Genomic DNA, 23,309 nt, shown 5'->3' on the forward strand with positions numbered 1-23,309 from the left:
TCCCACTAGGGTGGCAATGTGCCCCGTCAATTGGGAGAGCTCGAAGACGCCGTCATGACACGGGTCTGGCAATGGAACCGGCCGGTCACCGTCAGAGAAGTGCTGGAGGACCTCCAGCAGGATCGCTCCATCGCCTACACCACCGTCATGACGGTAATGGACAATCTCCATCAGAAGGGCTGGGTGCGCCGGGAAGTGGACGGCCGCGCCTATCGGTATACGGCGGTCTCCACCCGCGCCGCGTACTCGGCCGCACTGATGAACGAAGCCTGGTCGCAGAGTGACAACCCCGCCGCCGCGCTGGTCGCCTTCTTCGGCATGATGTCGCCCGAGCAGCGCGAGTCCCTGCAAGCCGCGATGCGCATCGTGCAGGGCGCAGAGGGTGGCGACGGACCGGGTGCCCCGGGGCGATAGCGTCGCGCCATGCCTTATGCCGAAGCAAATGCCGTCACCGTCCGGCGGGCCAGGACCAGCGATGTCCCCGATGTGCGACGACTCGTCGATCCGTACGTGAGTGAAGGCATCCTGCTCGACAAAGCGACCGTCACGCTTTACGAGGCCATCCAGGAGTTCTGGGTCGCGGAACGCGACGAGGACGCGCGGGTCGTCGGATGCGGCGCACTTCATGTGATGTGGGAAGACCTCGCCGAAGTGCGCACCCTCGCGGTGGACCCGCAGTTCCAGGGGCACGGCACCGGTCACCAGGTGCTCGGCAAGCTGCTCCAGACCGCGCGGTGGCTCGGTGTGCGGAAGGTTTTCTGCCTCACCTTCGAAGTGGACTTCTTCCAGAAGCACGGCTTCGTCGAGATCGGGGAGTCCCAGACTCCGGTCGACACCGATGTCTACGCGGAGCTGCTGCGTTCCTATGACGAGGGAGTCGCGGAGTTCCTCGGTCTCGAACGGGTGAAGCCGAACACGTTGGGCAACAGCCGCATGCTTCTGCACCTGTGACAGCGCCCGCCCCGTGATCCCGGGACCGGATCCCGGCAACCGGGAGCGGGATCCCTATGTCCGAATCGCGCACGTTTCCCGTCTTCTCGAGGATCTGAACCTCTGCCAAGGGTTTGTGTTTTCCAGAGAAAAGCGGTTTCCTTTCCGCGTACTGCATTTTCGATGAAAGGAAATCCGGTGGCACAGAAGGTTCAGGTCCTTCTTGTCGACGACCTCGACGGCGGCGAGGCGGACGAGACGGTGACGTTCGCTCTGGACGGCAAGACCTACGAGATCGACCTCACCACCGCCAATGCCGACAAGCTCCGGGGCCTGCTCGAGCCGTACGCGAAGAGCGGCCGCCGCACCGGAGGCCGTGCCGCGACCGGTCGCGGCAAGGGCCGTGCCGCCGCGGGCGGCGGCAACAAGGACACCGCGGAGATCCGCGCGTGGGCCAAGGCCAACGGCTACGAGGTCAACGACCGCGGCCGTGTTCCCGCGTCGGTCCGTGAGGCCTACGAGAAGGCCAACGGCTGACTCTCCCCGCGTCCGGCACGCGCGCACCCCGTGCGCGCCGGCCGGAGCCGCAGCCGGTGGCACTCCGTCGCGGCGGCGGCCACCAGCGGCACCAGACCGGGGGCGTCCCCACTGTCCCCGAGTCCGGCGAGCGCGGGCAGCTCCGCGTCCCGTCCCCGCACGGGCGGACGCAGCCAGCGGGCGGCGCCCCGGGGCACGGGGCCCGTCCGGCCCGGGGGCGCCGGCGCGGCCATCCGGCCGCCGGCGCCGACGGCAGTGAGATCCAGGTCCACTCCGCCCCAGTCCAGCCAGTCGAGCAGCCCGGGCAGTTCCTCGGCGCTCCCCGCCGCGACCAGCAGCCGCATCCTGCCGCCCTGGACCGCGACGGGCCCGGCGGCCGCGCGGCGCAGCAGCGCCGCCCCGGCCGCCGCCGGCATCTCCAGCACGTCGAAGTGGATCCCCGTCACCAGCGCGACGGGTGAGCCGTCGGCGACCGTCCAGCCGAGCGTCGCGCGGTACCAGTTCCCGGGGCACTCCCCGGCGGGCGGACGGGGACGCGGGACGACCGGAATCGTGAAGGGCATGTCCCGGGAACTTCCCGGAGCCCCCGTCGGTTACGAAAGGTGTGCGATCCGTCGCACAGCGTCGCCGTAAGGGGGCGCCACGGGCGCGCGCCGCGGCGCAAGGTTGTTCGCCCGTAGCGGAGGGGAGGGGTGTGTGCCGCATGGACTGTCAGTGATGACGGGTAAGACATTCCTAGTGGGGAGGGGCGACACGCTCGCAGGGCCGTCTCACGTTCGCCATCGGCGTACTGATGACGGGGGTAACTGCCTGGCCTGCGGGAACATCGTCTCGCACCATCGGGTTGGAGCAGTTGTCGGCGTTCAGGGGTCAGGAGGCCACAGACGGGTGTCGGCAGTTGGAATGAGCGGTCCCCGCTTGCGGGACTAAGCTGCGGAAGGACAGGGAGGGGACCGACCCCTTACTGCCTGACCGCTCTGAGGAGCGATTAACGATGTTCGAGAGGTTCACCGACCGCGCGCGGCGGGTTGTCGTCCTGGCTCAGGAAGAAGCCCGGATGCTCAACCACAACTACATCGGCACCGAGCACATCCTCCTGGGCCTTATCCACGAGGGTGAGGGTGTCGCCGCTAAGGCCCTGGAGAGCCTCGGGATTTCGCTCGAGGCGGTCCGCCAGCAGGTGGAGGAGATCATCGGTCAGGGCCAGCAGGCCCCGTCCGGGCACATCCCCTTCACGCCCCGTGCCAAGAAGGTCCTGGAGCTGTCGCTCCGCGAGGCTCTTCAGCTGGGCCACAACTACATCGGCACCGAGCACATCCTGCTCGGCCTGATCCGCGAGGGCGAGGGCGTCGCGGCCCAGGTCCTCGTGAAGCTGGGCGCCGATCTCAACCGGGTGCGGCAGCAGGTCATCCAGCTGCTCTCCGGATACCAGGGCAAGGAGGCCGCCACGGCAGGCGGCCCGGCCGAGGGCACCCCCTCGACCTCCCTCGTCCTCGACCAGTTCGGCCGGAACCTCACCCAGGCCGCTCGTGAGTCCAAGCTCGACCCGGTCATCGGGCGCGAGAAGGAGATCGAGCGGGTCATGCAGGTGCTGTCCCGCCGCACCAAGAACAACCCCGTGCTCATCGGCGAGCCCGGCGTCGGCAAGACGGCGGTCGTCGAGGGCCTGGCGCAGGCCATCGTCAAGGGCGAGGTGCCCGAGACCCTCAAGGACAAGCACCTCTACACCCTCGACCTCGGCGCGCTGGTGGCCGGCTCCCGGTACCGCGGTGACTTCGAGGAGCGCCTGAAGAAGGTCCTCAAGGAGATCCGCACCCGCGGCGACATCATCCTGTTCATCGACGAGCTCCACACCCTGGTGGGTGCGGGCGCCGCCGAGGGCGCGATCGACGCCGCCTCGATCCTGAAGCCGATGCTGGCCCGCGGTGAGCTCCAGACCATCGGTGCCACCACGCTCGACGAGTACCGCAAGCACCTGGAGAAGGACGCCGCGCTGGAGCGCCGCTTCCAGCCCATCCAGGTCGCGGAGCCGTCGCTGCCGCACACCATCGAGATCCTCAAGGGTCTGCGCGACCGGTACGAGGCCCACCACCGGGTCTCGATCACCGACGAGGCGCTCGTCCAGGCCGCCACGCTGGCCGACCGGTACATCTCGGACCGCTTCCTGCCGGACAAGGCGATCGACCTGATCGACGAGGCCGGTTCCCGGATGCGCATCCGCCGGATGACCGCGCCGCCGGACCTGCGCGAGTTCGACGAGAAGATCGCCGGTGTGCGCCGGGACAAGGAGTCCGCGATCGACTCCCAGGACTTCGAGAAGGCAGCCTCCCTGCGCGACAAGGAGAAGCAGCTGCTGGCGGCGAAGGCCAAGCGGGAGAAGGAGTGGAAGGCCGGCGACATGGACGTCGTCGCCGAGGTCGACGGCGAGCTGATCGCCGAGGTCCTCGCGACTGCCACCGGCATCCCGGTCTTCAAGCTGACCGAGGAGGAGTCCTCGCGTCTGCTGCGCATGGAGGACGAGCTCCACAAGCGCGTCATCGGGCAGAAGGACGCCATCAAGGCCCTCTCGCAGGCGATCCGCCGTACGCGGGCCGGCCTGAAGGACCCGAAGCGCCCCGGCGGCTCGTTCATCTTCGCCGGCCCGTCCGGTGTCGGTAAGACGGAGCTCTCCAAGACGCTCGCCGAATTCCTCTTCGGCGACGAGGACGCGCTGATCTCCCTCGACATGTCGGAGTTCAGCGAGAAGCACACGGTTTCCCGTCTCTTCGGTTCCCCGCCCGGATACGTGGGTTACGAGGAGGGTGGCCAGCTCACCGAGAAGGTGCGCCGGAAGCCGTTCTCCGTCGTCCTCTTCGACGAGGTCGAGAAGGCCCACCCCGATATCTTCAATTCCCTTCTGCAGATCCTGGAGGACGGTCGGCTGACCGACTCCCAGGGCCGCGTCGTGGACTTCAAGAACACGGTCATCATCATGACGACCAACCTCGGGACCCGGGACATCTCCAAGGGCTTCAACCTGGGCTTCGCCGCCCAGGGCGACGTCAAGACGGGCTACGAGCGGATGAAGGCGAAGGTCAACGAGGAGCTGAAGCAGCACTTCCGGCCGGAGTTCCTGAACCGTGTCGACGACACCGTCGTCTTCCACCAGCTCACCGAGGACGACATCATCCAGATCGTCGACCTCATGATCGCCAAGGTGGACGAGCGGCTGAAGGACCGGGACATGGGCATCGAGCTCAGCTCCACGGCCAAGTCGCTGCTCGCCAAGAAGGGCTACGACCCCGTGCTGGGCGCCCGGCCGCTGCGCCGCACGATCCAGCGCGAGATCGAGGACATCCTGTCGGAGAAGATCCTCTTCGGCGAGCTGCGCCCCGGTCACATCGTGGTCGTCGACACCGAGGGCGAGGGCGAGGAGAAGAAGTTCACCTTCCGCGGTGAGGAGAAGTCCGCGCTGCCGGACGTCCCGCCGATCGAGCAGGCGGCCGGCGGCACCGGTCCGAACCTGTCGAAGGACGCGTGACGAGGGCCCCTCGGGGCGCCTGACACGGGGCCGGGCCCCGGATCCGAGAGGATCCGGGGCCCGGCCCTTCGTCGTGCCCCGCCGCCGGACGCACACCGGCAGAGGGAGTCAGCAGCGGCTCGGCCGGTGCCAGGAGCACTCGAGAAGGGCGCCCGGCTCCGCCGTGCGGGCACGGGGGACGGCGGCCTGCCGGATCGTTCCGCCCGCCGTGTCGGAGGAGGCCAGGGTGACGACGACGGCGTCCTCGACGCTCTTCACCGAGGAGGCCAGGTAGTTGTTGAGGACCACGCTGTAGACGAGCTCCCGCCCGGCCGCGTCCGTCACGTAGCCCGACAGCGCCGACGCCCCGGTGAGCGAGCCGGTCTTGGCCCGGGCGTTGAGCGCCGCGGGTGTCGAGCACATCCGGGAGCGCAGCGTGCCGCCGACGGCCCGGTCCGGGGCGCAGGCCACGGGGAGGGCGTCGTACCAGTCGGCGTACCAGGGCTCCTCGCGCACCGAGAGCAGCAGGGTGGTCAGGGCCTCGGCGCTGAAGAGGTTCATCCGGGAGAGCCCCGAGCCGTCCGCCTGGCGCAGGCTCTCCACGGGGACGCCCCGCCGGCCCAGCTCGGCCCGGATCGCGGCCAGGCCGGCGTCCCAGGTCCCCGCTCCCGACACGGCCCTGCCGACGGTCTTGGTCAGGGCCTCGGCGTGCATGTTGTTCGACAGCTTCATGAACGGGTGCATCAGCTCGGAGAGCGGCATGGACCGGTGCGCGGCCAGCACCCGGGCGCCGGGCGGTGCGGCCCGTACGGGGGCGGGCCCGGCCGGCACCCGGACGCCGTGGGCCCGCAGCGCGTCCGCGAACACCGAGGTGGCGTAGGCGGTCGGGTCCTGGACGGCGATCCACTCCTTGGCGGTGGCTGCTCCGGCGGGGATGCCGCCGCCGACCGTGATCGTCTCGGTGCCGTGGCGGCGTTCGACGACGAGGCCGGAGGGCGCGTCCTCCGCCAGGGTGGTCGCGCCGACGTCGAGGCGGACGTGGGTGTTCGGCGGGGTCAGCCGCACGGTGGGGCGGTCCCCGGCGCGGGCGCCCGGGGTCACCTCCACCACCACCGTGCCGGAGTCGTAGTCGGTGTCGGGGGCCAGGGTGAGCGCGGAGATCGGCGCCGAGTAGTACGCGGACTCGTCGTCGGCGGCCCACGAGCGGCCGAGCCGGACGGCGTCGAAGGCGGTGTCGTCGGCGACCAGGCGGCCGGTGATCCGCCGGATGCCGGTGGCGGCCACGCCGGCGGCGAGCCGGTCGTAGTCCGCCGCGAGCGTCGTGGGGTCCCCGGAGCCCCGCAGATGCAGGTCGCCGACCAGGGTGGACCCGTGGCGCCGCCCGTCGGTCAGGACGTCGGTGGTCCAGCGGTGGCCGGTGCCCAGCAGTGCCATGGCGGCGACGGAGGTGGCGAGCTTGGTGTTGGAGGCGGGCATGAGCCGGTCGCCGGCGTCGCGCCGGTAGAGGCGCTCCCCGGTCGCGGCGTCGGCGACGACGACGCTCACGGCTCCGCCGTCGAGGCGGGAGTCCGTGAGGATGGTGTCGACGGCGCCCTTGAGGCCGGTGCCGGAGGGCCCGGCGCCCGCCGGGGAGCTCCAGGTGAGGGTGCAGGCGAGGGCCGCGGCGAGGGCCGGGATCCAGCCTCGTCGGCGCAGCGCGGTGAGGCGGGACTCGGAGTTCACGGGTCTGCTCATGGCACTGGAGCATCCCGTAAGCACAGTGCGCCCGGAAGAACGCCTCCCGCACGGGGTGTCGTGTGGCCCCGGTCACCACCAAATGGTGCATTCCGGACGCCTCTTGAGGGTCGGGAAGGGCGTCCCGGGCGTGGCCCCGGTCACCTTCGGGGGCTCTGCGGGGGCCGAGCCCGTGACAAGGCGCACAGGGCAAATCGGACCTACTAGACGGAATAGTGACGCGATGCGGGGGTTCGGCGGGGCCGGTCGGCCACCCGGCCGCGGGACCTTCGGCCCTGCTGCGGCCGGGCGGCCGCCACGGGGGGCCGAATCCCGGGCCGCCGGGCCCGGACATGGGCGTAAACCGGATCGAACGGATGGATTCGGACCTTCTTCGCGCCGGGTGGTCCGGCGTTCACCGGGGGCGTCAAGGGTCTGATTTCCAGGGGTCCGACTACGACGCGGTGTCGTAGATGGGGTATTTGAGGCGACTTGGGTGGGCGGGTTACCAATGTGGAGCCAGCCCGGCGAGCACGCCGGGTCCATTCATGCCCGGAGGTTCTCCCGTATGTCGAAGCGCGCCATGATCCACCGTCTCCGTCCGTCCGTCCTGCGCACCCGTGGGGCCGTCGTGGCCGCCGGAATGGGCGCCGTGATGGTCGTCGGAGCCGGTGCGGGTGTCGCCGCCGCTGACGCGGGCAAGGCGGTCAAGCCGGCCGCCGTGGACGCGGCCTCCGCCGTGGCCGCCCAGGCCGACGCCCAGGCCGCCGCGGCCAAGAAGTCCGTCGCCGCGAAGGCGTCCGCGAAGAAGAAGGCCGCCAAGAAGAACCCGTCGTGGGTCAAGCCGGTCAGCAAGTACACCCTGACCGCGAGCTTCGCCCAGGGCGGCGCCATGTGGTCCGCCAAGCACTCCGGCCAGGACTTCGCCGTGCCGGTCGGCACCCCCGTGAAGGCGGTCCACGGCGGCACCGTCGTCAAGGCCGGCCCGAACGGCGGCGGCGACGGCCCCGCGTACGGCAACGCCATCGTGATCAAGCACGCGAACGGCAAGTACTCGCAGTACGCGCACCTGTCGAAGATCAACGTCTCCATCGGCTCGAAGGTCAAGACCGGCCAGCTCATAGCCAAGTCCGGCAACACCGGCAACTCGTCCGGTCCCCACCTGCACTTCGAGATCCGCACCAGCCCGAACTACGGCTCGGCGCTCAACCCGGCCAACTACCTGCGTGCCGTCGGCGTCAGCATCTGACGAGCGGCACCCGTGCGCCCCGCAGGGGCGGCGAGCTCTCAGCCCCGGCCGTGATGCGCCTGGCTGATCAGACCGAGGGCGACCTCGAGGACGGCTTCACGCTTCTCCTCCGGGGCGCCCTCGACGTCTTTCAGGGCGTACATCGACGCGTGCAGCGTGAAGAGCGCCGAGATGCACCGCACCCGGTCCACCATCTCGGCGTCGTCCTCCTGGAAGAGCGCCAGCATCGCGATCATGCGGTCCTTGAAGCTCTCGCCGATGCTCAGCTCGCGCATCGCCGCCTGGTTCTCCTGCATGAAGCGGAACAGGGGGGCCGCCGCGTTCAGCGCGTCGTAGTAGCGCCGCAGCACCTCCGTCTTGGTCTCCAGGGTGCGCGGCTGCTCCCGCCCCCACACCAGCAGGTCGTCCATGGGGCGGGTGAGGTCCCGGAAGAGGCTGATGAGGATGTCCTCCTTGGTCCGGAAGTGGTAGTAGAGCGCCGCCTTGGTGACGTCGAGGGCCTCGGCGATCTCGCGGAGCGACGTCTTCTCGTACCCCTGCTCACCGAACAGCTCCAGGGCCACGTCCTGGATGCGCTGCCGGGTGTCGCCCCGGCGCGGCTGCCGTGTGGTGCCCATGCTGCTCTCTCCGCTCCGCGAATACTTACTTGACGCCCGGCTAGTCGGGGGTCTACCTTGCCTCAGTCTAGTAACTAGCCGGGCGACAAGTAAGTACCAGGGGGAGTGACGACCATGGCGGGGACGGCAGGGGAGCCGGCGGCAGGAGCCGCCGGCAGCGGCGCGGAAGCCGGCGGAAAGCCGGAGCGCAGCGTGCGGACGGTGATGTTCGCGCTGATGATCGCCATGCTGCTGGCGATGCTCGACAACATGATCGTGGGCACCGCGATGCCCACGATCGTCGGCGAGCTCGGCGGACTGGAGCACCTGTCCTGGGTGGTCACCTCCTACACCCTGGCCACGGCCGCCTCCACCCCGATCTGGGGCAAGCTCGGCGACCTCTACGGACGCAAGGGCGTCTTCCTGCTGTCGATCGTCGTCTTCCTGATCGGCTCGGTGACCAGCGGCATGGCCCAGGACATGGGCCAGCTCATCGGCTTCCGCGCGGTCCAGGGCCTCGGCGCGGGCGGTCTCATGGTCGGCGTCATGGCGATCATCGGAGACCTGGTGCCGCCCCGCGAGCGCGGCCGGTACCAGGGCATGATGGCCGGCATCATGGCCGTCGCCATGATCGGCGGGCCGCTGGTCGGCGGCACCATCACCGACCACCTCGGCTGGCGCTGGAGCTTCTACATCAACCTGCCGCTCGGCGCCGTCGCGCTGGCCATGGTCACCGCCGTGCTCCACCTGCCGAGGAAGCCGCGCAGCACCGCCCGGATCGACTACCTGGGCGCCGCGCTGCTCACCGTCGGCATCACCGCCGTCGTGCTCGTCACCACCTGGGGCGGCACCGAGTACGCCTGGACCTCGGCCGTGATCATGGAGCTGTCGGCCATCGGCGCCGCCTCCCTCGTCGGCTTCCTCTTCGTCGAGGCGCGGGCCGCGGAGCCCATCGTGCCGCTGCACATCTTCCGCAGCCGCAACTTCTCGCTGATGGCGGTGATCGGCTTCTTCACCGGCTTCGTGATGTTCGGCGCGGTGCTCTTCCTGCCGCTCTTCCAGCAGTCGGTGCAGGGCGCCTCCGCCACCAACTCCGGACTGCTGCTGCTCCCGATGCTGGGCGCCATGCTCGTCGTCTCGATGGTCGCGGGCCGCATCACCACCAGCACCGGCCGGTACCGCCTCTTCCCCATCGCGGGCAGCGCGCTGATGATCACCGGCCTCTTCCTGCTGTCCACCATGGACACCGGCACCTCGCGCGTCACCTCGGGCGTGTACATGGCCGTACTCGGCGCCGGCATGGGCTTCCTGATGCAGATCACCATGCTGGTCGCGCAGAACAGCGTCGAGATGAAGGACATGGGCGTCGCGTCCTCGTCGGCCACCCTCTTCCGCACCCTCGGCAGCTCCTTCGGCGTCGCCGTCATGGGCGCGCTCTTCACCGGCCGGGTGCAGGACGAGATGGCGGCCCGCGGCGCCGCCGAGGCGACCGCCGGATCCGCCCAGCTGGACGCGGCGAGCCTCGCCCGGCTGCCCGATGCGCTGCGCGAGGCCTACGAGTCCGCCGTCGCCTCCGGCACCCACGCCGCCTTCCTGGTGGGCGGATCGGTGGCGGTCGTCGCGCTCGCGGCCTCCTTCTTCGTCAAGGAGGTGCCGCTGCGCGGCGCCGGCCCCGCCGAGCCGCCGTCGCCCGCGGGCGACGGCACCCCCGGCAAGGTCACCGAGCGGGTCTGACTTGCGCGCCCCGCGGCGCGGTCCGGACCCGCGACGCCGGGTCCGGACCGCGCCGCGGCTCAGTCGTCCAGCCGGAGGACCGGGAAGCTGCCGGTCGCGGTGGGCGCGTGCTCGGGCAGCCACAGCACCGCGACCGCCCCGCCCGAGGCCCCGGCCGGCGTCGTGCCGCCCGGCGCCGCGTTGCGGAACGTCAGCCGCGCCCCGAGGACCCGCGCCTGGCCCGCGGCGATCGTCAGTCCGAGCCCGTGACCGGTCCCCGCCCGGTCGCTCGCCCCGGTGCGGAACCGGCTCGGCCCCTCCCGCAGCAGGTCCTCCGGGAAGCCGGGGCCGTGGTCCCGGACCCGTACGACCCGCCCCTCGACGGTGACCTCCACCGGACCCCGGCCGTACTTCACGGCGTTGGTCAGCAGATTGCCGAGAATGCGCTCCAGACGGCGCGGATCGGTGCTGACCCAGGACTCGTGCACGATCCGGACCACCGCGTCCGGCAGCAGCGAACGCACCCGCCGCTCCACGAACTCCCCGAGCGGGACCTCCTGCAGCTCGGCCCGTTCCGACGCGCTGTCCAGCCGTGCGACCTCCAGCACGTCCTCGACGAGCGTGCGCATGGCCTGAGCCCGGTCCCGCACCAGCTCGCTGGGGCGGCCGGGCGGCAGCAGCTCGGCCGCGGTCAGCAGCCCGGTCACCGGGGTGCGCAGCTCGTGGGCGATGTCCGCGGTGACCCGCCGCTCCGCCTCGATCCGGGCCTGGAGGGCGTCGGTCAGGGCGTCCACCGCACGGGCCAGGTCGTCGGTCTCGTCGCGCACCACGCCGCCGACGGCGTCCCGGACGCGGACCTCGGTGTTGCCGCGGGCGACGTTGCGGGCGGCGGCCGCCGCCTTGCGCAGCCGCCGCGAGAGCTGGCCGCCGATCAGCACACCGAGCGCCGAGCCGCCGAAGACGACCGCCACCGAGCCGATGATCAGCGCCCGGTCGAGGTCCTTCATCACGGTGGCGCTGCGGCCGGTGAACTCGGTGTGCAGGGAGAGCACGTCCCCGTTCGCCAGCGGCACCGCGGCCCAGATCTCGGGCGTGCCGTCGCGGTCCTCGACGAAGCTGCCGCGCCGGTTGTCGCGCACGAGGCGCTGGAGTTCGGCCGGCAGCGCGGGGTCGTTGACCTTGCTGTTGAAGCGCGGATCACGGTTCTTGGAGGTCTCGTACCAGCGCTGGGCGAGCAGCAGGCGGTCCATCTGCACGTCGCGCGCGTTGTCGAGCATGGAGACCCTGGCCGCGTTGTGCACGACCAGGCTGAGCGCCATGGCGATGAGCGCGCCGACGGCGGCGATCGCGACGCTGATCTTCCAGCGGACACCGGTCCGCAGCGAGGGTCGTCTCACGGCCTCGGCGCTCATGCCCGGAGCTTGTAGCCGAAGCCGCGGACGGTCTCGATCCGGTCCTGGCCGATCTTGGTGCGCAGCCGCTGCACATGGACGTCGACCACACGGGTGTCACCGCCCCAGCCGTACTCCCAGACGCGTTCCAGCAGCTTGTCGCGCGAGAGCACGGTGCCCGGCGCGGTCGAGAACTCCAGCAGCAGGCGCATCTCGGTGGGCGTCAGCGCGACCGGCGCACCGCCCCGGCGGACCTCCATGCCCTCGGTGTCGATCTCGACGTCGCCGAAGACCAGCGCGCCGCCCTCCTCCCGGCCGTCGCCCGCCGCCTCGCCCGAGGCCCCGCCCGCGTGGCCGAACCGCCGCAGCACCGCGCGGATCCGGGCGACCAGCACCGCGCCGTCGAAGGGCTTGGTCACGTAGTCGTCCGCACCGGCCTCCAGGCCGAGCACCACGTCGATCGAGTCGGCACGGGCCGACAGCATGATCACCGGAACGGTCGACTCGTCGCGGATCCTGCGACACAGGCTGACCCCGTCGAGCCCCGGCACCATCACGTCGAGCAGGGCGATGTCGGGCCGGTCCGCCCGGAACGCCTCCAGGCCCAGCAGCCCGTCGGGCACCGCGGTGACCTGGAAGCCGACCCGTTCCAAGGCGAGCTGGGTGGCCTCGCGGATCACGTCGTCGTCCTCGACGAACAGGACATGGGTCTCGGCCATCCGTCAGCTTCCGTTCCTGGCCGGCTCCGGGGCCGGCGGTCCAAGGGGTCGTGCGGCGGGGGTGCGCCCGCGCGGGCGGTCAGCCCTCGTCCGGGGCGGGGGGCTCGGAGGCCACGGCCTCGCCCTCCCCGACGGCCCGGCTGTACTCGTTGCGCACCCAGTACTGCCGGGCGAACTTCCCCGAAGCCCAGCGGTAGGTGGTGATCTCCTCGCCGGACGGGTCGTCGACGGGGTCGGCCTCCGTGTACACCTGCTTGGTCACCACCAGGTCGCCCCGGTCGATGGCCGCGTACACCGCGGGCTCCTCGACGGCGAAGACGTTCTCGTAGGAGCCGCCCGTGCCCCGGTAGACGTAGGTGCCCATGCCGACGGCGTCGCCGCAGGTCATCACGTTCACCACCACGTCGGGCACCGAACCGCCGGTGAGCACGCCGTAGGAGGTGTCCACGGGGTACGCGTCGGGGCCGCACGGCCGCAGGTCGGCCTTGACCCGGGCGCTGACCTTCGGGTCCTTGCGGAGCAGGTCCACCGCGTCGACGCTGCCGGTGAACTCGCCCGCCGTCCCCGAAGGGGCCGGGGACGGCGTCGCCTTCGCCGCCGCCTCCGACGGCGCCGCTCCCTCGTCCTGGAGGCCGGAACCCCCGGTCGAGCAGCCCGCGCCCAGCAGCGCGAGGGCGACCAGTCCGGCCGCCGCCGTACCGCCCGCCCTGCCTCTGCCGCCGTCCGTGCCTGTCAGGCCGCGCACCGCTCCCGCTCCCGTTCGCCGTGGTGGGCACGCCGCGTCCCGGCGCGCTCCGGAGCGCGGCCGTCCAGATCCCGTGAGCGGAGCTCCCGGCGGAGCTTCGCGAGTGCCCGGTGCAGCGTGCTCTTCACCGTACCCGCCGACATCCCCAGCGCGGCAGCCGTCTCCTCGGTGCTCATCTGCTCCCAGTGACGCAGCACCACCACGCTGCGCTGCTTGGGCGCCAGCACCTTCAGGGCCTCGATCAGCAGGGCGCGGTCGGCGTGCTGCTCCGTGCCGTCCTCCACGGCGGCCTCGGGCAGCTGCTCGGTCGGCACCTCCTCCAGCCGGCGGGCGCGCCACCACTCGGTCCGCGTGTTGATCATCACGCGGCGCAGGTAGGCGTCCGCGAGCGACTTGTCGGCGATGCCGTCCCAGCGGCCGTAGGTGCGCACCAGCGCGGTCTGGAGCAGGTCCTGCGCCTCTACGGGGTCGGGGACGAGCCGGCGCGCACTGCGCAGCAGGGCCTCCTGCCGCGTCCGTACGTACTCCTCGAATTCGAGCACCTCGCCGTGCGCCGCCATGCCGATCGCCTCCGCCCCGTGAATCCCCGTGTCCTTGCGCCGACGACGTTACGAAGGGCGTGTCACGGCACCGTGCGTGCCGGCCGTCGGAGGGCGCACGGCCGTCCATCGGTTGTGTAACAGCGGAGGTCGCCCACGGGGCGGGGCGGGCGGAGCTGCCGCCCGGAGGCCGCCGCCCGGCCGGGACGGACCCGGACGGCGGCCGCTGCGCGTCGTCGGCAGTTACGCGTCGTCGGTCGCTGCGCGTTGTCGACCGTTACGCGTCGTCGGCCGGGCGCCCGGCGGGCAGCCGGTAGCGCCCGCCGTCCAGCGGCTCGACCAGTCCGTCCGAGACCAGCCCGTCCAGCGCACGCCCGCGCTGCACCGGGTCGTGCCAGACGGCGTCCAGCGCCGACTGCGGCACCGGCGTCAGCGCCTCGCGCAGGACGGCCAGCAGCCGGCCGCGCACCTGCCGGTCGGTGCCCGCGTACGTCTGGCCGCGGCGCGCCGGTCCGTCGTGCGCCGGCTTGCCCGCCAGCCGCCAGGCGCACCGCGCCGCGATGGGGCAGCGCCCGCACTCCTCGTTGCGCGCGGTGCACACGAGGGCGCCCAGCTCCATCGACGCGGCCGCCCAGCGGGCCGCCGTCGACTCCTCCTCGGGGAGCAGCGCCCGCGCGAGGCGGCGTTCGGCGGCGGTGGTCGCGTTCGGCGGGTACTGGACACCGGTGGCGGCCCGGGCGAACACCCGGCGCACATTGGTGTCGAGCACCGCATGCCGTTGTCCGTACGCGAACGAGGCGACCGCCGCCGCCGTGTACTCGCCGATGCCCGGCAGGGCGAGCAGCTGGGCGTGGTCGCGCGGCACCTCGCCGCCGTGCCGTTCCGCTATCGCCTGGGCGGCGCCGTGCAGGCGCAGCGCCCGGCGCGGATAGCCGAGCCGGCCCCATGCGCGGACGGCCTCGCCCGGCGCCTCGGCCGCCAGGTCGGCGGGGCGGGGCCAGCGGGCCAGCCACTGCTCGTACACGGGCAGCACCCGGTTCACCGGGGTCTGCTGCAGCATGAACTCGCTGACCATCACACCCCAGGCGCCGGCTTCGGGGCGGCGCCAGGGCAGATCGCGGGCGTGCTGCTCGAACCAGGCGATCACCGGCAGATGGAGAGCGGCGGGGTCGGTGGCGGGGGACGTCTGGGATGAGTGGGTCGCAGTCATGGCACCGACGATCCTGGCACGACCCGGGGAGCGGATGGCGCATACCGGCCCTCCGGGCGGGGCCGGTAGGCCGGTCGGCGGCCCGCCCGGGGCAGGTCCGGCCACCCGGTGAGGCCCTGCGGCCCGGTCAGGTCATGCGGCCCGGTCAGGTCAGGCCGCCCGGTCAGGTCCGGCCGGGCCCCGCGAACCAGACGACGACGCCCGTACGGCTGGTGCGCATCGTCCCCAGCAGCGCCTCGGCGGGGCGGCGGAGCGCGAGGACGCACCCGGCGGCCACGAGCGCGCCGAGCACCAGTCCGGCCACCACGTCATGGGGGTAGTGGACGCCGACGAAGACCCGGGAGAAGGCCATCAGCAGGGCCGTCGGGACGGTCAGCCACCCGATCCGGGGCCATGCGAGGGCCAGGGCGAGGGCCGCGGCGCCGGCGATGGCGGAGTGGTTGCTCGGGAAGGACCAGTCGCCGGTCGGGGGGCAGGCCGACAGCGACACGGCCGCCTCGGTGACGGTGCGGCAGGGGCGCTCCTCGTCCACGACCGACTTGAGCGACTCGCTGACGACGTAGCCGACGGCGGTGGCGAGGGGGGCGAGCACCGCGAGGGCTATGGACCGGGTGGACCCGGTCCGTGCGCGCCACCAGGCCACCACGTACAGGACGCCGAAGAGCAACAGCCCCAGCTCCGTCCAGACTTCCGCGAGGTGCTGGAACCACGAGGGCGTGGAGTGGGCGAAGTCGGTGATGTCCCGGTAGAGATCGCGCGTCATGCTGCTGTCCATGGTCACGGACCGTACCTGCTCGGCCGGGCCGCTCACCCCGGACCGCCGGACAGGGCGACCCCCGACGAAGGTGGGGGGCGGGCGCGCGCCGGGAGCGGTGCCCGGGGCGCCGGGAGCGGGCCGTGATGATCATCGACGGTGCGATGATCGGCAGAACTTCTCGCTCCGGCGGCGGGTGGGGCGGGAGTTGGCCGTGATCTCTCGTAGAGTTCGGTCCGTGGGATCTCTGCGCAATCCGATCGGGCCGCTTCCCTCCTCCATCTACTGGCGACGGAGGGCTGTAGCGGCGTCGTTCGTCGCGCTGCTCGCCGTGCTGATCGTCTGGGTCTTCACCTCCGGCGGCGGCGGGAGCGAGGACCGCTCCGACGGCAAGGGGCCGACGCCCGCGCCCACGATCACGCCGGGACCCGACCAGTCGGGTCCCGCGATCAGCCAACAGCCCGGCGGACGCGACGAGTCCGGCGACGGCGAGTCCGGCTCCGGCGGAGGATCGGCGGGATCCGGTGGCGACGGGGCGAGCCCCGGTGCGACGGACGGGCCGGGCGGCGACACGGGCACCGGCGGGAGCGGCTCCGGCGGCGAGGGCACGGGCGGCGCGTCCGGCGGCACCCCCGGCAGGCAGGTGCCGGCCGGCTCCCCGCTCCCCAACTGCACCGCCTCGTCGCTGAAGTTGACCCTGCGCACCACCAAGGTCGCCTACGAGGCGGGCGAGAAGCCCTCGTTCCAGCTGGTGGTCTCCAACTCCTCGGCCGCCGACTGCAAGGCCGACTTCGGACCGAAGGCCGCCGTGCTCACCGTGACCGACCGCGAGGACGAGGACGTCTGGTCCTCCCGCGACTGCCCGCGCACGGCTCCGCCGCTGCTGCTGCGCGTCCCCGCCGGGGGCACGATCACCCACACCGTCGAATGGGACCGGGGCCGCAGCGTCGCGCAGTGCGCGACCCCCTCACCGGGCAGCGCCGGCCCCGGCACCTACCTGGTGGAGGCGGCCTTCCCGGGCGTGAAGGTGCTGCCCGCCTCGTTCCGCCTGGAGAAGGACTGAGACGCCGGGCGCGGGGCGCGGCCCGCGCCCGCCGTGACGGAGGGCCCCCGGAATCCGCGGATTCCGGGGGCCCTCCGTCACGGGCGGACGCTTCGGGCGCCGGTCAGACGTACCGCTCCAGGATCGACGACTCGGCGAGCCGGGACAGACCCTCGCGGACGCTGCGCGCCCGGGCCTCGCCCACGCCGTCCACGGCCTGGAGGTCGTCGACGCTGGCGGCGAGCAGCTTCTGCAGACCGCCGAAGTGCTCGACGAGGCGCTCGATGATCGCGCCCGGCAGCCTGGGCACCTTCGCCAGCAGGCGGTAGCCGCGCGGCGACACCGCGGAGTCCAGCGTCTCCGGGGAGCCGCTGTAGCCCAGGGCCCTCGCGACCACCGGAAGTTCGAGCAGCTCGGTGTGGCTCAGGGCGTCCAGCTCGGCCAGCGCCTCGTGCACGGTCCGGGAGCGCTTCGCCGTCGGCTCCGGCACGTAGTCGCGGACGACCAGTTCCCGCTCGGGTTCCACGCCGGCGATCAGCTCGTCGAGCTGGAGGGCGAGCAGACGTCCGTCCGTGCCCAGCTCCACGACGTACTCGGCGATCTCCGTGGCGATCCTGCGGACCATCTCCAGCCGCTGCGCGACCGCGGTCACGTCCCGCACGGTGACCAGGTCCTCGATCTCCAGGGCGGAGAGGGTGCCGGCGACCTCGTCGAGACGGAGCTTGTAGCGCTCCAGGGTGGCCAGCGCCTGATTGGCGCGGGACAGGATCGCGGCCGACTCCTCCAGCACCCGGCGCTCGCCGCCGACGTACAGCGCGATCAGCCGCATCGACTGCGAGACCGACACCACGGGGAAGCCGCACTGGCGCGAGACCCGGTCCGCGGTGCGGTGCCGGGTGCCGGTCTCCTCGGTGGGGATGGACGCGTCCGGGACCAGCTGCACACCGGCCCGGTGGATCTTGGAGATGTCCTTGTCGAGGATCAGCGCGCCGTCGAGCTTGCAGAGCTCGCGCAGCCTCGTCGCGGCGAACTCCACGTCGAGGACGAAGCCGCCGGTGCACATGGACTCGACGGTTTTGTCCATGCCGAGGACGATCAGCCCTCCGGTGTTCCCCCTCAGGATGCGCTCCAGGCCGTCGCGCAGGGCGGTGCCCGGGGCGACCGCGCTCAGGGCGGCACGGATCTGCGCTTCGTTGCCCGTGCCTTGGCCGGACTTTCCGGGTGCTGCTGCCCCGTCCTTGGCTGCCACTGCACTCCTCCGGCTCGTACGGGTGGGCGAGACCAGGGCAAAGTCTACCGGCGAGGCATGTCGTCCCGTGGGGAGTAGGCGCCAGGGGTGTCCGCGGGGCGTGCCCGCGGTCGGTCTACGCGTCCTCGGGGGTCTTTCTCCGGCCACGCGGGAGCACCCGCAGGGCGTCGCCCATGTCGGCCACCTCCGTCACCCGCATGCCCGCGGGGACCTTCCCCGGGTCGGACGGGACCAAGGCGTGGGTGAAGCCCAGCCGGTGCGCCTCGGCCAGCCGCCGCTGCACGCCGGTGACCCGCCTGACCTCGCCCGCGAGGCCCACCTCGCCGATCGCGACCAGGTTCTGCGGGAGCGGGGTGTCGCTCGCCGCCGAGGCCAGGGCGAGGGCGATCGCCAGGTCGGCGGCGGGCTCGGAGAGCTTCACCCCGCCCACCGTGGCGCTGTAGATGTCGCGCTTGCCGAGCGCCGAGATCCGGCCACGCTGCTCCAGCACCGCGAGCATCATCGAGACCCGCGAGGTCTCCAGCCCGGAGGTGGTCCGCCGGGGGGAGGGGATCTGGGAGTCGACGGTCAGGGCCTGCACCTCGGCCACGAGCGGACGCCGGCCTTCGAGGGTGACGGTGAGGCAGGTGCCCGGGACGGGCGCGTCGCGGCGGGTGAGGAAGAGGCCCGAGGGGTCGGCGAGGCCGGTGATGCCCTCGTCGTGCAGTTCGAAGCAGCCGACCTCGTCCGTCGCGCCGTAGCGGTTCTTCACGCCGCGGACCAGACGCAGTCGGGCGTGCCGGTCGCCCTCGAAGTGGAGCACGACGTCGACGAGGTGCTCCAGCAGGCGGGGGCCCGCGATGGCGCCGTCCTTGGTCACATGGCCCACCAGCAGCGTGGACATGCCCCGTTCCTTGGAGGCGCGGATCAGGGCTCCCGCGACCTCGCGGACCTGGGCCATGCCGCCGGGCGCTCCGTCGATCTCGGGGGAGGCCACCGTCTGCACGGAGTCGAGGACGAGCAACGAGGGCTTGACCGCGTCGAGATGCCCGAGGACCGCGGAGAGGTCGGTCTCCGCGGCGAGGTAGAGGTCGTCGTCGATCGCGTTGATCCGGTCGGCGCGCAGACGGACCTGGCTCGCCGACTCCTCGCCCGTCACGTACAGCGTGCGGTGTTCGGGGCCGGCGGCCTTGGCCGCCACGTCGAGGAGCAGGGTCGACTTGCCGACGCCCGGCTCCCCGGCGAGCAGGACCACCGCTCCGGGCACCAGGCCGCCGCCGAGGACGCGGTCGAGTTCGTCGACCCCGGTGGTGCGCGCGGCCGCCTGCCGGCCGTCGACCTGGCCGATGGGCAGCGCGGCGGTGGAGACCCGGCCGGCCGCGGTGGTGCGGACGGCGGGCGCGCCGTACTCCTCGACCGTGCCCCAGGCCTGGCACTCGGGGCAGCGGCCGAGCCACTTCGCGGTCGTCCAGCCGCATTCGGTGCAGCGGTAGGACGGCCGGTCCTTCGCGGTTTTCGTACGGGCAGCCATGCGCAAACCGTAGCGCCGGCCACCGACAGCCGGTCCGGGCCCCCGGCGGGTGCGCCGGCCGGCGGGGTCCGGGGCGGCGACGGGCGGGCGGGCGCGGCACGGCCGGAGGCCGCCGAGGGGCAGCGGGGGCGCGGGGGCGGGCGCGTGCGCGGGCGCGGGACGCACGGCGGCCGGGACGGAGGGAGCGGTGGGGCGCCGGCGAGGCCCGATCGGAAGGACCATGATCGAAAGAGCGCGGAATATGTCCTTCCAGTCCCCCTTCGAGGGAACTGTTCACCCGTAGGGGTTAAAAGCATTCAAGCGGTGCGAACAGGGTGCGTCACTGCCCCTACGGTCGCGGAGTGACGAGCAGCAGGCTGGACCCTCCTCCCCACACCACCGGCGCACACCGGGCGCACCGCCGTCCGTCCCGATCGGCCCCCGAGCGACCCCCCGCGCGCTACGAGCCGTACATCGACGGGCTGTTCACCTACTGTCTCTCCGTCCTGTGCGACCACGACGCCGCGACGGCGGTCCTCGGCGACGTGCTCTCCGTCGCCGAACGCCAGCGCACCCGCTGCCCCTCCGAGGAGCCCGCCCGCAAGGCGTGGCTCTACGCGCTCGCCCGCTGGGCCTGCCTGCGCCGACTGGCCGAACAGCGCCGCAGGCGCCCCGGCGCCCACGCCGGGCGTCCCGCCGACGGCGCAGGACCCCCGGACGGCGCGCGGAGCACCCGCGCCGACGGGCACCACCGCGCCGAACTGGCCCTGCTCGCCTGGCCGGAGGCTGCGGGCACCACCCCCGAGCAGCGCGAGGCCCTCGAACTCTCCGTGCGCCACGGCCTCGACCCCGCCTCGGTCGCCTCCGTCCTCGGCCTCGGCGCGGCCGCCGCACGCGAACTGCTGGCGGCCGCCGCCTGCGAGGTGGAGCGCACCCGGGCGGCGCTCGCCGAGGTCGAGCGCGGCACCTGCCCCTCGGTCGCCCGGCTCACCGGCGACAGCCGCGTCGTGCTCTCCGCGGCCCTCCGCCGCGAGCTGGTGCGCCATGTCGACGACTGCCCGCGCTGCCGCCGCGCGGCGGAGCGGGCCGGCGCGGCCGGTCCGTGGCCCGGCTCCGAGGTGGCACCGGCGGCGCTGCCGGTCCTGAAGGCCCCGCGGTCCGCCGCCTACCTGGCCATGCACCGGGCGCCCCGCGCACGGGCGGGCGCGCTGCGGTTCGGCCCGGGCGGCTTCCCGCTGGACCCCAAGGACCATGCCGCGCGCCGCGACCGGCTGCGGGCCCGCGCCGTGACCACCACGGTCGTCGCCACGGTCGTCGCGGCCCCGGTGCTCGCGCTGTGGGCGGCCTACCGGGGCGCCCCCCTGACGGGCGAGGCCGAGCGCGGACCGGCCGTGAGCGCGGAGGACGGCTCGCCGGAGGACGGCCGCTACGGCCACTACGAGAACGCGGGCAACGCCGACGCCCGGCCGGACCCCCGGTTCACGGCCGACCGCCACGCCCCGGACGTCTCGGTCGAGGTCATCAGCACCGGTCCGGCGGGGTCCCCTTCCGCGTCGGGCACCGGCAGCCTGACCGTCGAGGCACGGCCGGCCGGGGACACGACGCTGATCACGCTCACGGCGTCGGGCGGTGCGCCGGTCACCTGGTCGCTCTGGTCGGACGCTCCCTGGCTCCGGCTGTCCCGGTCGTCGGGCACCCTCGAACCCGGCGAAACGATCACTCTCCGGGTCACCGTCGACACCGCCCGCGAACCGGCCGGCTTCTGGCGGGCCCAGCTCGCGGTCGACCCCTCCGGAGCGCTCGTCGCGATCCGCGGGCGCGGGGAGCACGGCACGGCCACACGTCCGTCCGTGCCGCCCCGCCCCACGCCGCCCACGACCCCGCCGCCGACGTCTCCCGGCCCCGGTCCGACGACCCCGCCGCCCACCTCCGAGCCGCCGACGTCCCCCGGACCCGACCCGACGGACCCGCCGCCGTCGTCGGACCCGCCGCCCTCCTCGGGCCCGCCGCCGACGGACTCCGCCCCGCCGTCCGGACCGGGCGGACCGCCCCCGTCGGGCTGAGCCGTGCCGTCGCCCGGGGGCGGTCCGCCCGCCGCGTCAGAGCGACCGCGGCGCCGGCCGCGTGCCCGGATCCGCCGGGTGCGGCGCGACCAGCGGCAGCGACGAGGCCAGCCGGGCCTCGCACAGCTCCACCAGCACGTCGTACGCCCCCTTGCCCATCAGCTCGGTCAGCTCCGGCCGGTACGTCACGTACACCGGGTCGCCCGCGCCGTGCGCCGAGGTCGCGGAGGTGCACCACCAGTGCAGGTCGTGCCCGCCCGAACCCCAGCCCCTGCGGTCGTACTCACCGATCGAGATCTGCAGCACCCGCGTGTCGTCGGGCCGGTCGATCCAGTCGTACGTCCGCCGCACCGGAAGCTGCCAGCACACGTCCGGCTTGGTCTCCAGCGGCTCCCGGCCCTCCCGCAGCGCCAGGATGTGCAGCGAGCACCCCGCGCCGCCCGCGAAGCCCGGACGGTTCTGGAAGATGCACGAACCCTCCCAGCGGCGCGTCTGGCGCTCGCCGTCCTCGTCCTCCTGCACCCATCCCGTGCGGCTGCCCACGTCGTGGAACTGCCACAGTTCGGGTGTCAGCCGGGCCACATGGGAGGCGACGCGCCGCTCGTCGTCCTCGTCGGAGAAGTGCGCCCCCAGCGTGCAGCAGCCGTCGTCCGCGCGCCCCGCCTGGATGCCCTGGCAGCCGCTGCCGAAGATGCAGGTCCAGCGCGAGGTCAGCCACGTCAGATCGCAGCGGAAGACCTGCTCGTCGTCCGCGGGGTCGGGGAACTCCACCCAGGCCCGGGCAAAGTCCAGGCCCTTCTCGTCCTGCTCGGTCCGCTCCACGGGCGCGGCTTTGCCCGGCTTCGTCTTTTTCGTCTTTGGCACGGCTCCAGCGTATGCGCGAGACCGCAGTAGCGTTCCGTCCATGAGACTCGGAGTCCTCGATGTCGGTTCGAACACGGTGCACCTCCTGGCGGTGGACGCCCACCCCGGCGCCCGCCCGCTGCCCGCGCACTCCCACAAGGCCGAGCTGCGCCTCGCGGAGCTCCTCGACGCGCAGGGCCACATCGGCGCCGAAGGCGTGGGCCTGCTGACGAAGACCATCGGCGAGGCGCTCCAGGCCGCCGAGGACCAGGGGTGCGAGGAGGTGCTCTCGTTCGCCACCTCCGCCGTCCGGGAGGCGGGCAACGCCGACCAGGTGCTCGCCAGGGTGAAGGCCGAGACCGGGGTCGACCTCACGGTGCTCTCCGGCGAGGAGGAGGCCCGGCTCACCTTCCTCGCCGTCCGCCGCTGGTTCGGCTGGTCCGCGGGCAAGCTGCTCGTCCTCGACATCGGCGGCGGATCGCTGGAGATCGCGTACGGCATGGACGAGGACCCCGACGCCGCCGTCTCCCTGCCGCTGGGCGCGGGACGGCTGACCGCGGGCCACCTGCCCGGCGACCCGCCGGACCCCCAGCACGTGAAGGCCCTGCGCCGCTACGTCCGCACGGAGATCGCCCGGAGCGTCGGCGAGTTCAGCAGGCTCGGCAGGCCGGACCACATCGTCGCCACGTCCAAGACCTTCAAGCAGCTCGCCCGGATAGCCGGAGCCGCCCGGACCGCCGAAGGCGTCTACGTGCAGCGCGATCTGAGTCGTTCGTCACTCGCGGAGTGGGTGCCGAGGCTCGCCGCGATGACCGCCGCGGAGCGTTCCGAGCTGCCCGGCGTCTCCCCGGGCCGGGCCGGACAACTGCTGGCAGGAGCCCTGGTGGCGGAGGCCGCGATGGACCTCTTCGGGGCCGAGCGGCTGGAGATCTGTCCCTGGGCGCTGCGCGAAGGGGTCATCCTGCGCCGCCTCGACCACCTCCCGGCCGACGGGTGAAGCGCTCCCTACCGACGAGTTCGTCCCTTTA

General features: G+C 72.8%; 21 protein-coding genes. 9 read left to right on the forward strand and 12 right to left on the reverse strand.

What is annotated here, in order from left to right:
- Positions 1-18 precede the first annotated feature (18 nt).
- The 3 genes from IAG43_RS17675 to IAG43_RS17685 all read left to right on the forward strand — a co-directional run bounded on the left by IAG43_RS17675 (position 19) and on the right by IAG43_RS17685 (position 1,467).
- On the forward strand, positions 19-414 hold the full coding sequence (locus tag IAG43_RS17675) for a BlaI/MecI/CopY family transcriptional regulator (RefSeq protein WP_187741691.1): 396 nt from the start codon (positions 19-21) through the stop codon (positions 412-414).
- Positions 415-423: 9 nt separating this feature from the next.
- Positions 424-951 carry an amino-acid N-acetyltransferase gene (locus IAG43_RS17680; RefSeq protein ID WP_187741692.1) on the forward strand — a complete coding sequence of 176 codons (528 nt, stop codon included), beginning with the start codon at positions 424-426 and terminating at the stop codon, positions 949-951.
- Between the two features lie 177 nt (positions 952-1,128).
- The gene (locus IAG43_RS17685) at positions 1,129-1,467 is read left to right on the forward strand and encodes a histone-like nucleoid-structuring protein Lsr2 (protein WP_187741693.1); all 339 of its coding nucleotides are present in this window, start codon (positions 1,129-1,131) and stop codon (positions 1,465-1,467) included.
- Here IAG43_RS17685 and IAG43_RS17690 read toward each other — a convergent pair.
- Entirely contained in the window at positions 1,446-2,030 is a 585-nt protein-coding gene (locus IAG43_RS17690) for an SCO3374 family protein (protein ID WP_187741694.1), read from the reverse strand. The genes IAG43_RS17685 and IAG43_RS17690 overlap by 22 nt on opposite strands.
- A 431-nt stretch (positions 2,031-2,461) precedes the next feature.
- On the opposite strand from IAG43_RS17690, the gene IAG43_RS17695 reads away from it, so the two are divergent.
- A complete protein-coding gene (locus IAG43_RS17695) occupies positions 2,462-4,987 on the forward strand; it encodes an ATP-dependent Clp protease ATP-binding subunit (protein ID WP_187741695.1) in 2,526 nt (841 codons plus the stop codon).
- A gap of 108 nt (positions 4,988-5,095) precedes the next feature.
- Here the strand turns inward: IAG43_RS17695 and dacB are convergent, their stop codons facing one another.
- The gene (gene dacB / locus IAG43_RS17700; protein ID WP_187741696.1) at positions 5,096-6,700 is read right to left on the reverse strand and encodes a D-alanyl-D-alanine carboxypeptidase/D-alanyl-D-alanine endopeptidase; all 1,605 of its coding nucleotides are present in this window, start codon (positions 6,698-6,700) and stop codon (positions 5,096-5,098) included.
- Between the two features lie 547 nt (positions 6,701-7,247).
- Here dacB and IAG43_RS17705 point away from each other — a divergent pair.
- Positions 7,248-7,928, forward strand: a complete 681-nt coding sequence (locus IAG43_RS17705; RefSeq protein WP_187741697.1) for a M23 family metallopeptidase — start codon at positions 7,248-7,250, stop codon at positions 7,926-7,928.
- A 38-nt stretch (positions 7,929-7,966) separates the two neighbouring features.
- On the opposite strand, the gene IAG43_RS17710 is transcribed toward IAG43_RS17705, so the two are convergent.
- Positions 7,967-8,545, reverse strand: coding sequence for a TetR/AcrR family transcriptional regulator (locus IAG43_RS17710; RefSeq protein WP_187741698.1), 579 nt, complete (start codon positions 8,543-8,545; stop codon positions 7,967-7,969).
- 204 nt (positions 8,546-8,749) lie between these two features.
- Between IAG43_RS17710 and IAG43_RS17715 the strand changes: the two genes are divergently transcribed.
- Positions 8,750-10,258: an MDR family MFS transporter gene (locus IAG43_RS17715; RefSeq protein WP_246574754.1), complete on the forward strand. Its 1,509-nt coding sequence runs from the start codon at positions 8,750-8,752 to the stop codon at positions 10,256-10,258.
- A 59-nt stretch (positions 10,259-10,317) separates the two neighbouring features.
- On the opposite strand, the gene cseC is transcribed toward IAG43_RS17715, so the two are convergent.
- The 6 genes from cseC to IAG43_RS17745 form a co-directional block, all read right to left on the reverse strand.
- Positions 10,318-11,634, reverse strand: a complete 1,317-nt coding sequence (gene cseC / locus IAG43_RS17720; protein ID WP_187744519.1) for a two-component system sensor histidine kinase CseC — start codon at positions 11,632-11,634, stop codon at positions 10,318-10,320.
- Positions 11,635-11,645: 11 nt separating this feature from the next.
- On the reverse strand, positions 11,646-12,347 hold the full coding sequence (cseB, locus tag IAG43_RS17725) for a two-component system response regulator CseB (RefSeq protein ID WP_187741700.1): 702 nt from the start codon (positions 12,345-12,347) through the stop codon (positions 11,646-11,648).
- Positions 12,348-12,426: 79 nt separating this feature from the next.
- Entirely contained in the window at positions 12,427-13,092 is a 666-nt protein-coding gene (locus IAG43_RS17730; protein ID WP_187741701.1) for a hypothetical protein, read from the reverse strand.
- Complete coding sequence (locus IAG43_RS17735) at positions 13,080-13,652, reverse strand: SigE family RNA polymerase sigma factor (protein WP_187741702.1); 573 nt, start codon at positions 13,650-13,652, stop codon at positions 13,080-13,082. Before IAG43_RS17735 ends, IAG43_RS17730 begins: the two co-directional genes overlap by 13 nt.
- Positions 13,653-13,908: 256 nt before the next feature.
- On the reverse strand, positions 13,909-14,841 hold the full coding sequence (locus IAG43_RS17740; protein WP_187741703.1) for an A/G-specific adenine glycosylase: 933 nt from the start codon (positions 14,839-14,841) through the stop codon (positions 13,909-13,911).
- Positions 14,842-15,004: 163 nt separating this feature from the next.
- The gene (locus IAG43_RS17745; protein WP_187741704.1) at positions 15,005-15,616 is read right to left on the reverse strand and encodes a phosphatase PAP2 family protein; all 612 of its coding nucleotides are present in this window, start codon (positions 15,614-15,616) and stop codon (positions 15,005-15,007) included.
- Positions 15,617-15,833: 217 nt separating this feature from the next.
- Between IAG43_RS17745 and IAG43_RS17750 the strand changes: the two genes are divergently transcribed.
- A complete protein-coding gene (locus IAG43_RS17750; protein ID WP_187741705.1) occupies positions 15,834-16,658 on the forward strand; it encodes a hypothetical protein in 825 nt (274 codons plus the stop codon).
- Between the two features lie 103 nt (positions 16,659-16,761).
- On the opposite strand, the gene disA is transcribed toward IAG43_RS17750, so the two are convergent.
- Positions 16,762-17,886 (reverse strand): DNA integrity scanning diadenylate cyclase DisA, encoded by a 1,125-nt coding sequence (gene disA / locus IAG43_RS17755; RefSeq protein WP_187741706.1) that lies wholly within the window; start codon positions 17,884-17,886, stop codon positions 16,762-16,764.
- Positions 17,887-18,001: 115 nt separating this feature from the next.
- Positions 18,002-19,396, reverse strand: coding sequence for a DNA repair protein RadA (gene radA / locus IAG43_RS17760; RefSeq protein ID WP_187741707.1), 1,395 nt, complete (start codon positions 19,394-19,396; stop codon positions 18,002-18,004).
- A 341-nt stretch (positions 19,397-19,737) separates the two neighbouring features.
- Between radA and IAG43_RS17765 the strand changes: the two genes are divergently transcribed.
- The gene (locus IAG43_RS17765) at positions 19,738-21,438 is read left to right on the forward strand and encodes a BACON domain-containing protein (RefSeq protein WP_187741708.1); all 1,701 of its coding nucleotides are present in this window, start codon (positions 19,738-19,740) and stop codon (positions 21,436-21,438) included.
- A gap of 36 nt (positions 21,439-21,474) precedes the next feature.
- On the opposite strand, the gene IAG43_RS17770 is transcribed toward IAG43_RS17765, so the two are convergent.
- Positions 21,475-22,302: a DUF3109 family protein gene (locus tag IAG43_RS17770; RefSeq protein WP_187741709.1), complete on the reverse strand. Its 828-nt coding sequence runs from the start codon at positions 22,300-22,302 to the stop codon at positions 21,475-21,477.
- Between the two features lie 40 nt (positions 22,303-22,342).
- Between IAG43_RS17770 and IAG43_RS17775 the strand changes: the two genes are divergently transcribed.
- On the forward strand, positions 22,343-23,278 hold the full coding sequence (locus IAG43_RS17775) for a Ppx/GppA family phosphatase (RefSeq protein WP_187741710.1): 936 nt from the start codon (positions 22,343-22,345) through the stop codon (positions 23,276-23,278).
- Positions 23,279-23,309: the final 31 nt, after the last annotated feature.

This window comes from Streptomyces genisteinicus (genome assembly GCF_014489615.1).
Taxonomy (GTDB): Bacteria; Actinomycetota; Actinomycetes; order Streptomycetales; family Streptomycetaceae; genus Streptomyces; species Streptomyces genisteinicus.

Excerpts from the sequence above, each read along its gene's own strand:
- IAG43_RS17680 (WP_187741692.1), top strand. The coding sequence starts at position 424 with ATGCCTTATGCCGAAGCAAATGCCGTCACCGTCCGGCGGGCCAGGACC.
- IAG43_RS17690 (WP_187741694.1), bottom strand. The coding sequence starts at position 2,030 with ATGCCCTTCACGATTCCGGTCGTCCCGCGTCCCCGTCCGCCCGCCGGG.
- IAG43_RS17695 (WP_187741695.1), top strand. The coding sequence starts at position 2,462 with ATGTTCGAGAGGTTCACCGACCGCGCGCGGCGGGTTGTCGTCCTGGCT.
- dacB (WP_187741696.1), bottom strand. The coding sequence starts at position 6,700 with ATGAGCAGACCCGTGAACTCCGAGTCCCGCCTCACCGCGCTGCGCCGA.
- IAG43_RS17705 (WP_187741697.1), top strand. The coding sequence starts at position 7,248 with ATGTCGAAGCGCGCCATGATCCACCGTCTCCGTCCGTCCGTCCTGCGC.
- IAG43_RS17710 (WP_187741698.1), bottom strand. The coding sequence starts at position 8,545 with ATGGGCACCACACGGCAGCCGCGCCGGGGCGACACCCGGCAGCGCATC.
- IAG43_RS17715 (WP_246574754.1), top strand. The coding sequence starts at position 8,750 with ATGTTCGCGCTGATGATCGCCATGCTGCTGGCGATGCTCGACAACATG.
- cseB (WP_187741700.1), bottom strand. The coding sequence starts at position 12,347 with ATGGCCGAGACCCATGTCCTGTTCGTCGAGGACGACGACGTGATCCGC.
- IAG43_RS17735 (WP_187741702.1), bottom strand. The coding sequence starts at position 13,652 with ATGGCGGCGCACGGCGAGGTGCTCGAATTCGAGGAGTACGTACGGACG.
- IAG43_RS17740 (WP_187741703.1), bottom strand. The coding sequence starts at position 14,841 with ATGACTGCGACCCACTCATCCCAGACGTCCCCCGCCACCGACCCCGCC.
- IAG43_RS17745 (WP_187741704.1), bottom strand. The coding sequence starts at position 15,616 with ATGGACAGCAGCATGACGCGCGATCTCTACCGGGACATCACCGACTTC.
- radA (WP_187741707.1), bottom strand. The coding sequence starts at position 19,396 with ATGGCTGCCCGTACGAAAACCGCGAAGGACCGGCCGTCCTACCGCTGC.
- IAG43_RS17775 (WP_187741710.1), top strand. The coding sequence starts at position 22,343 with ATGAGACTCGGAGTCCTCGATGTCGGTTCGAACACGGTGCACCTCCTG.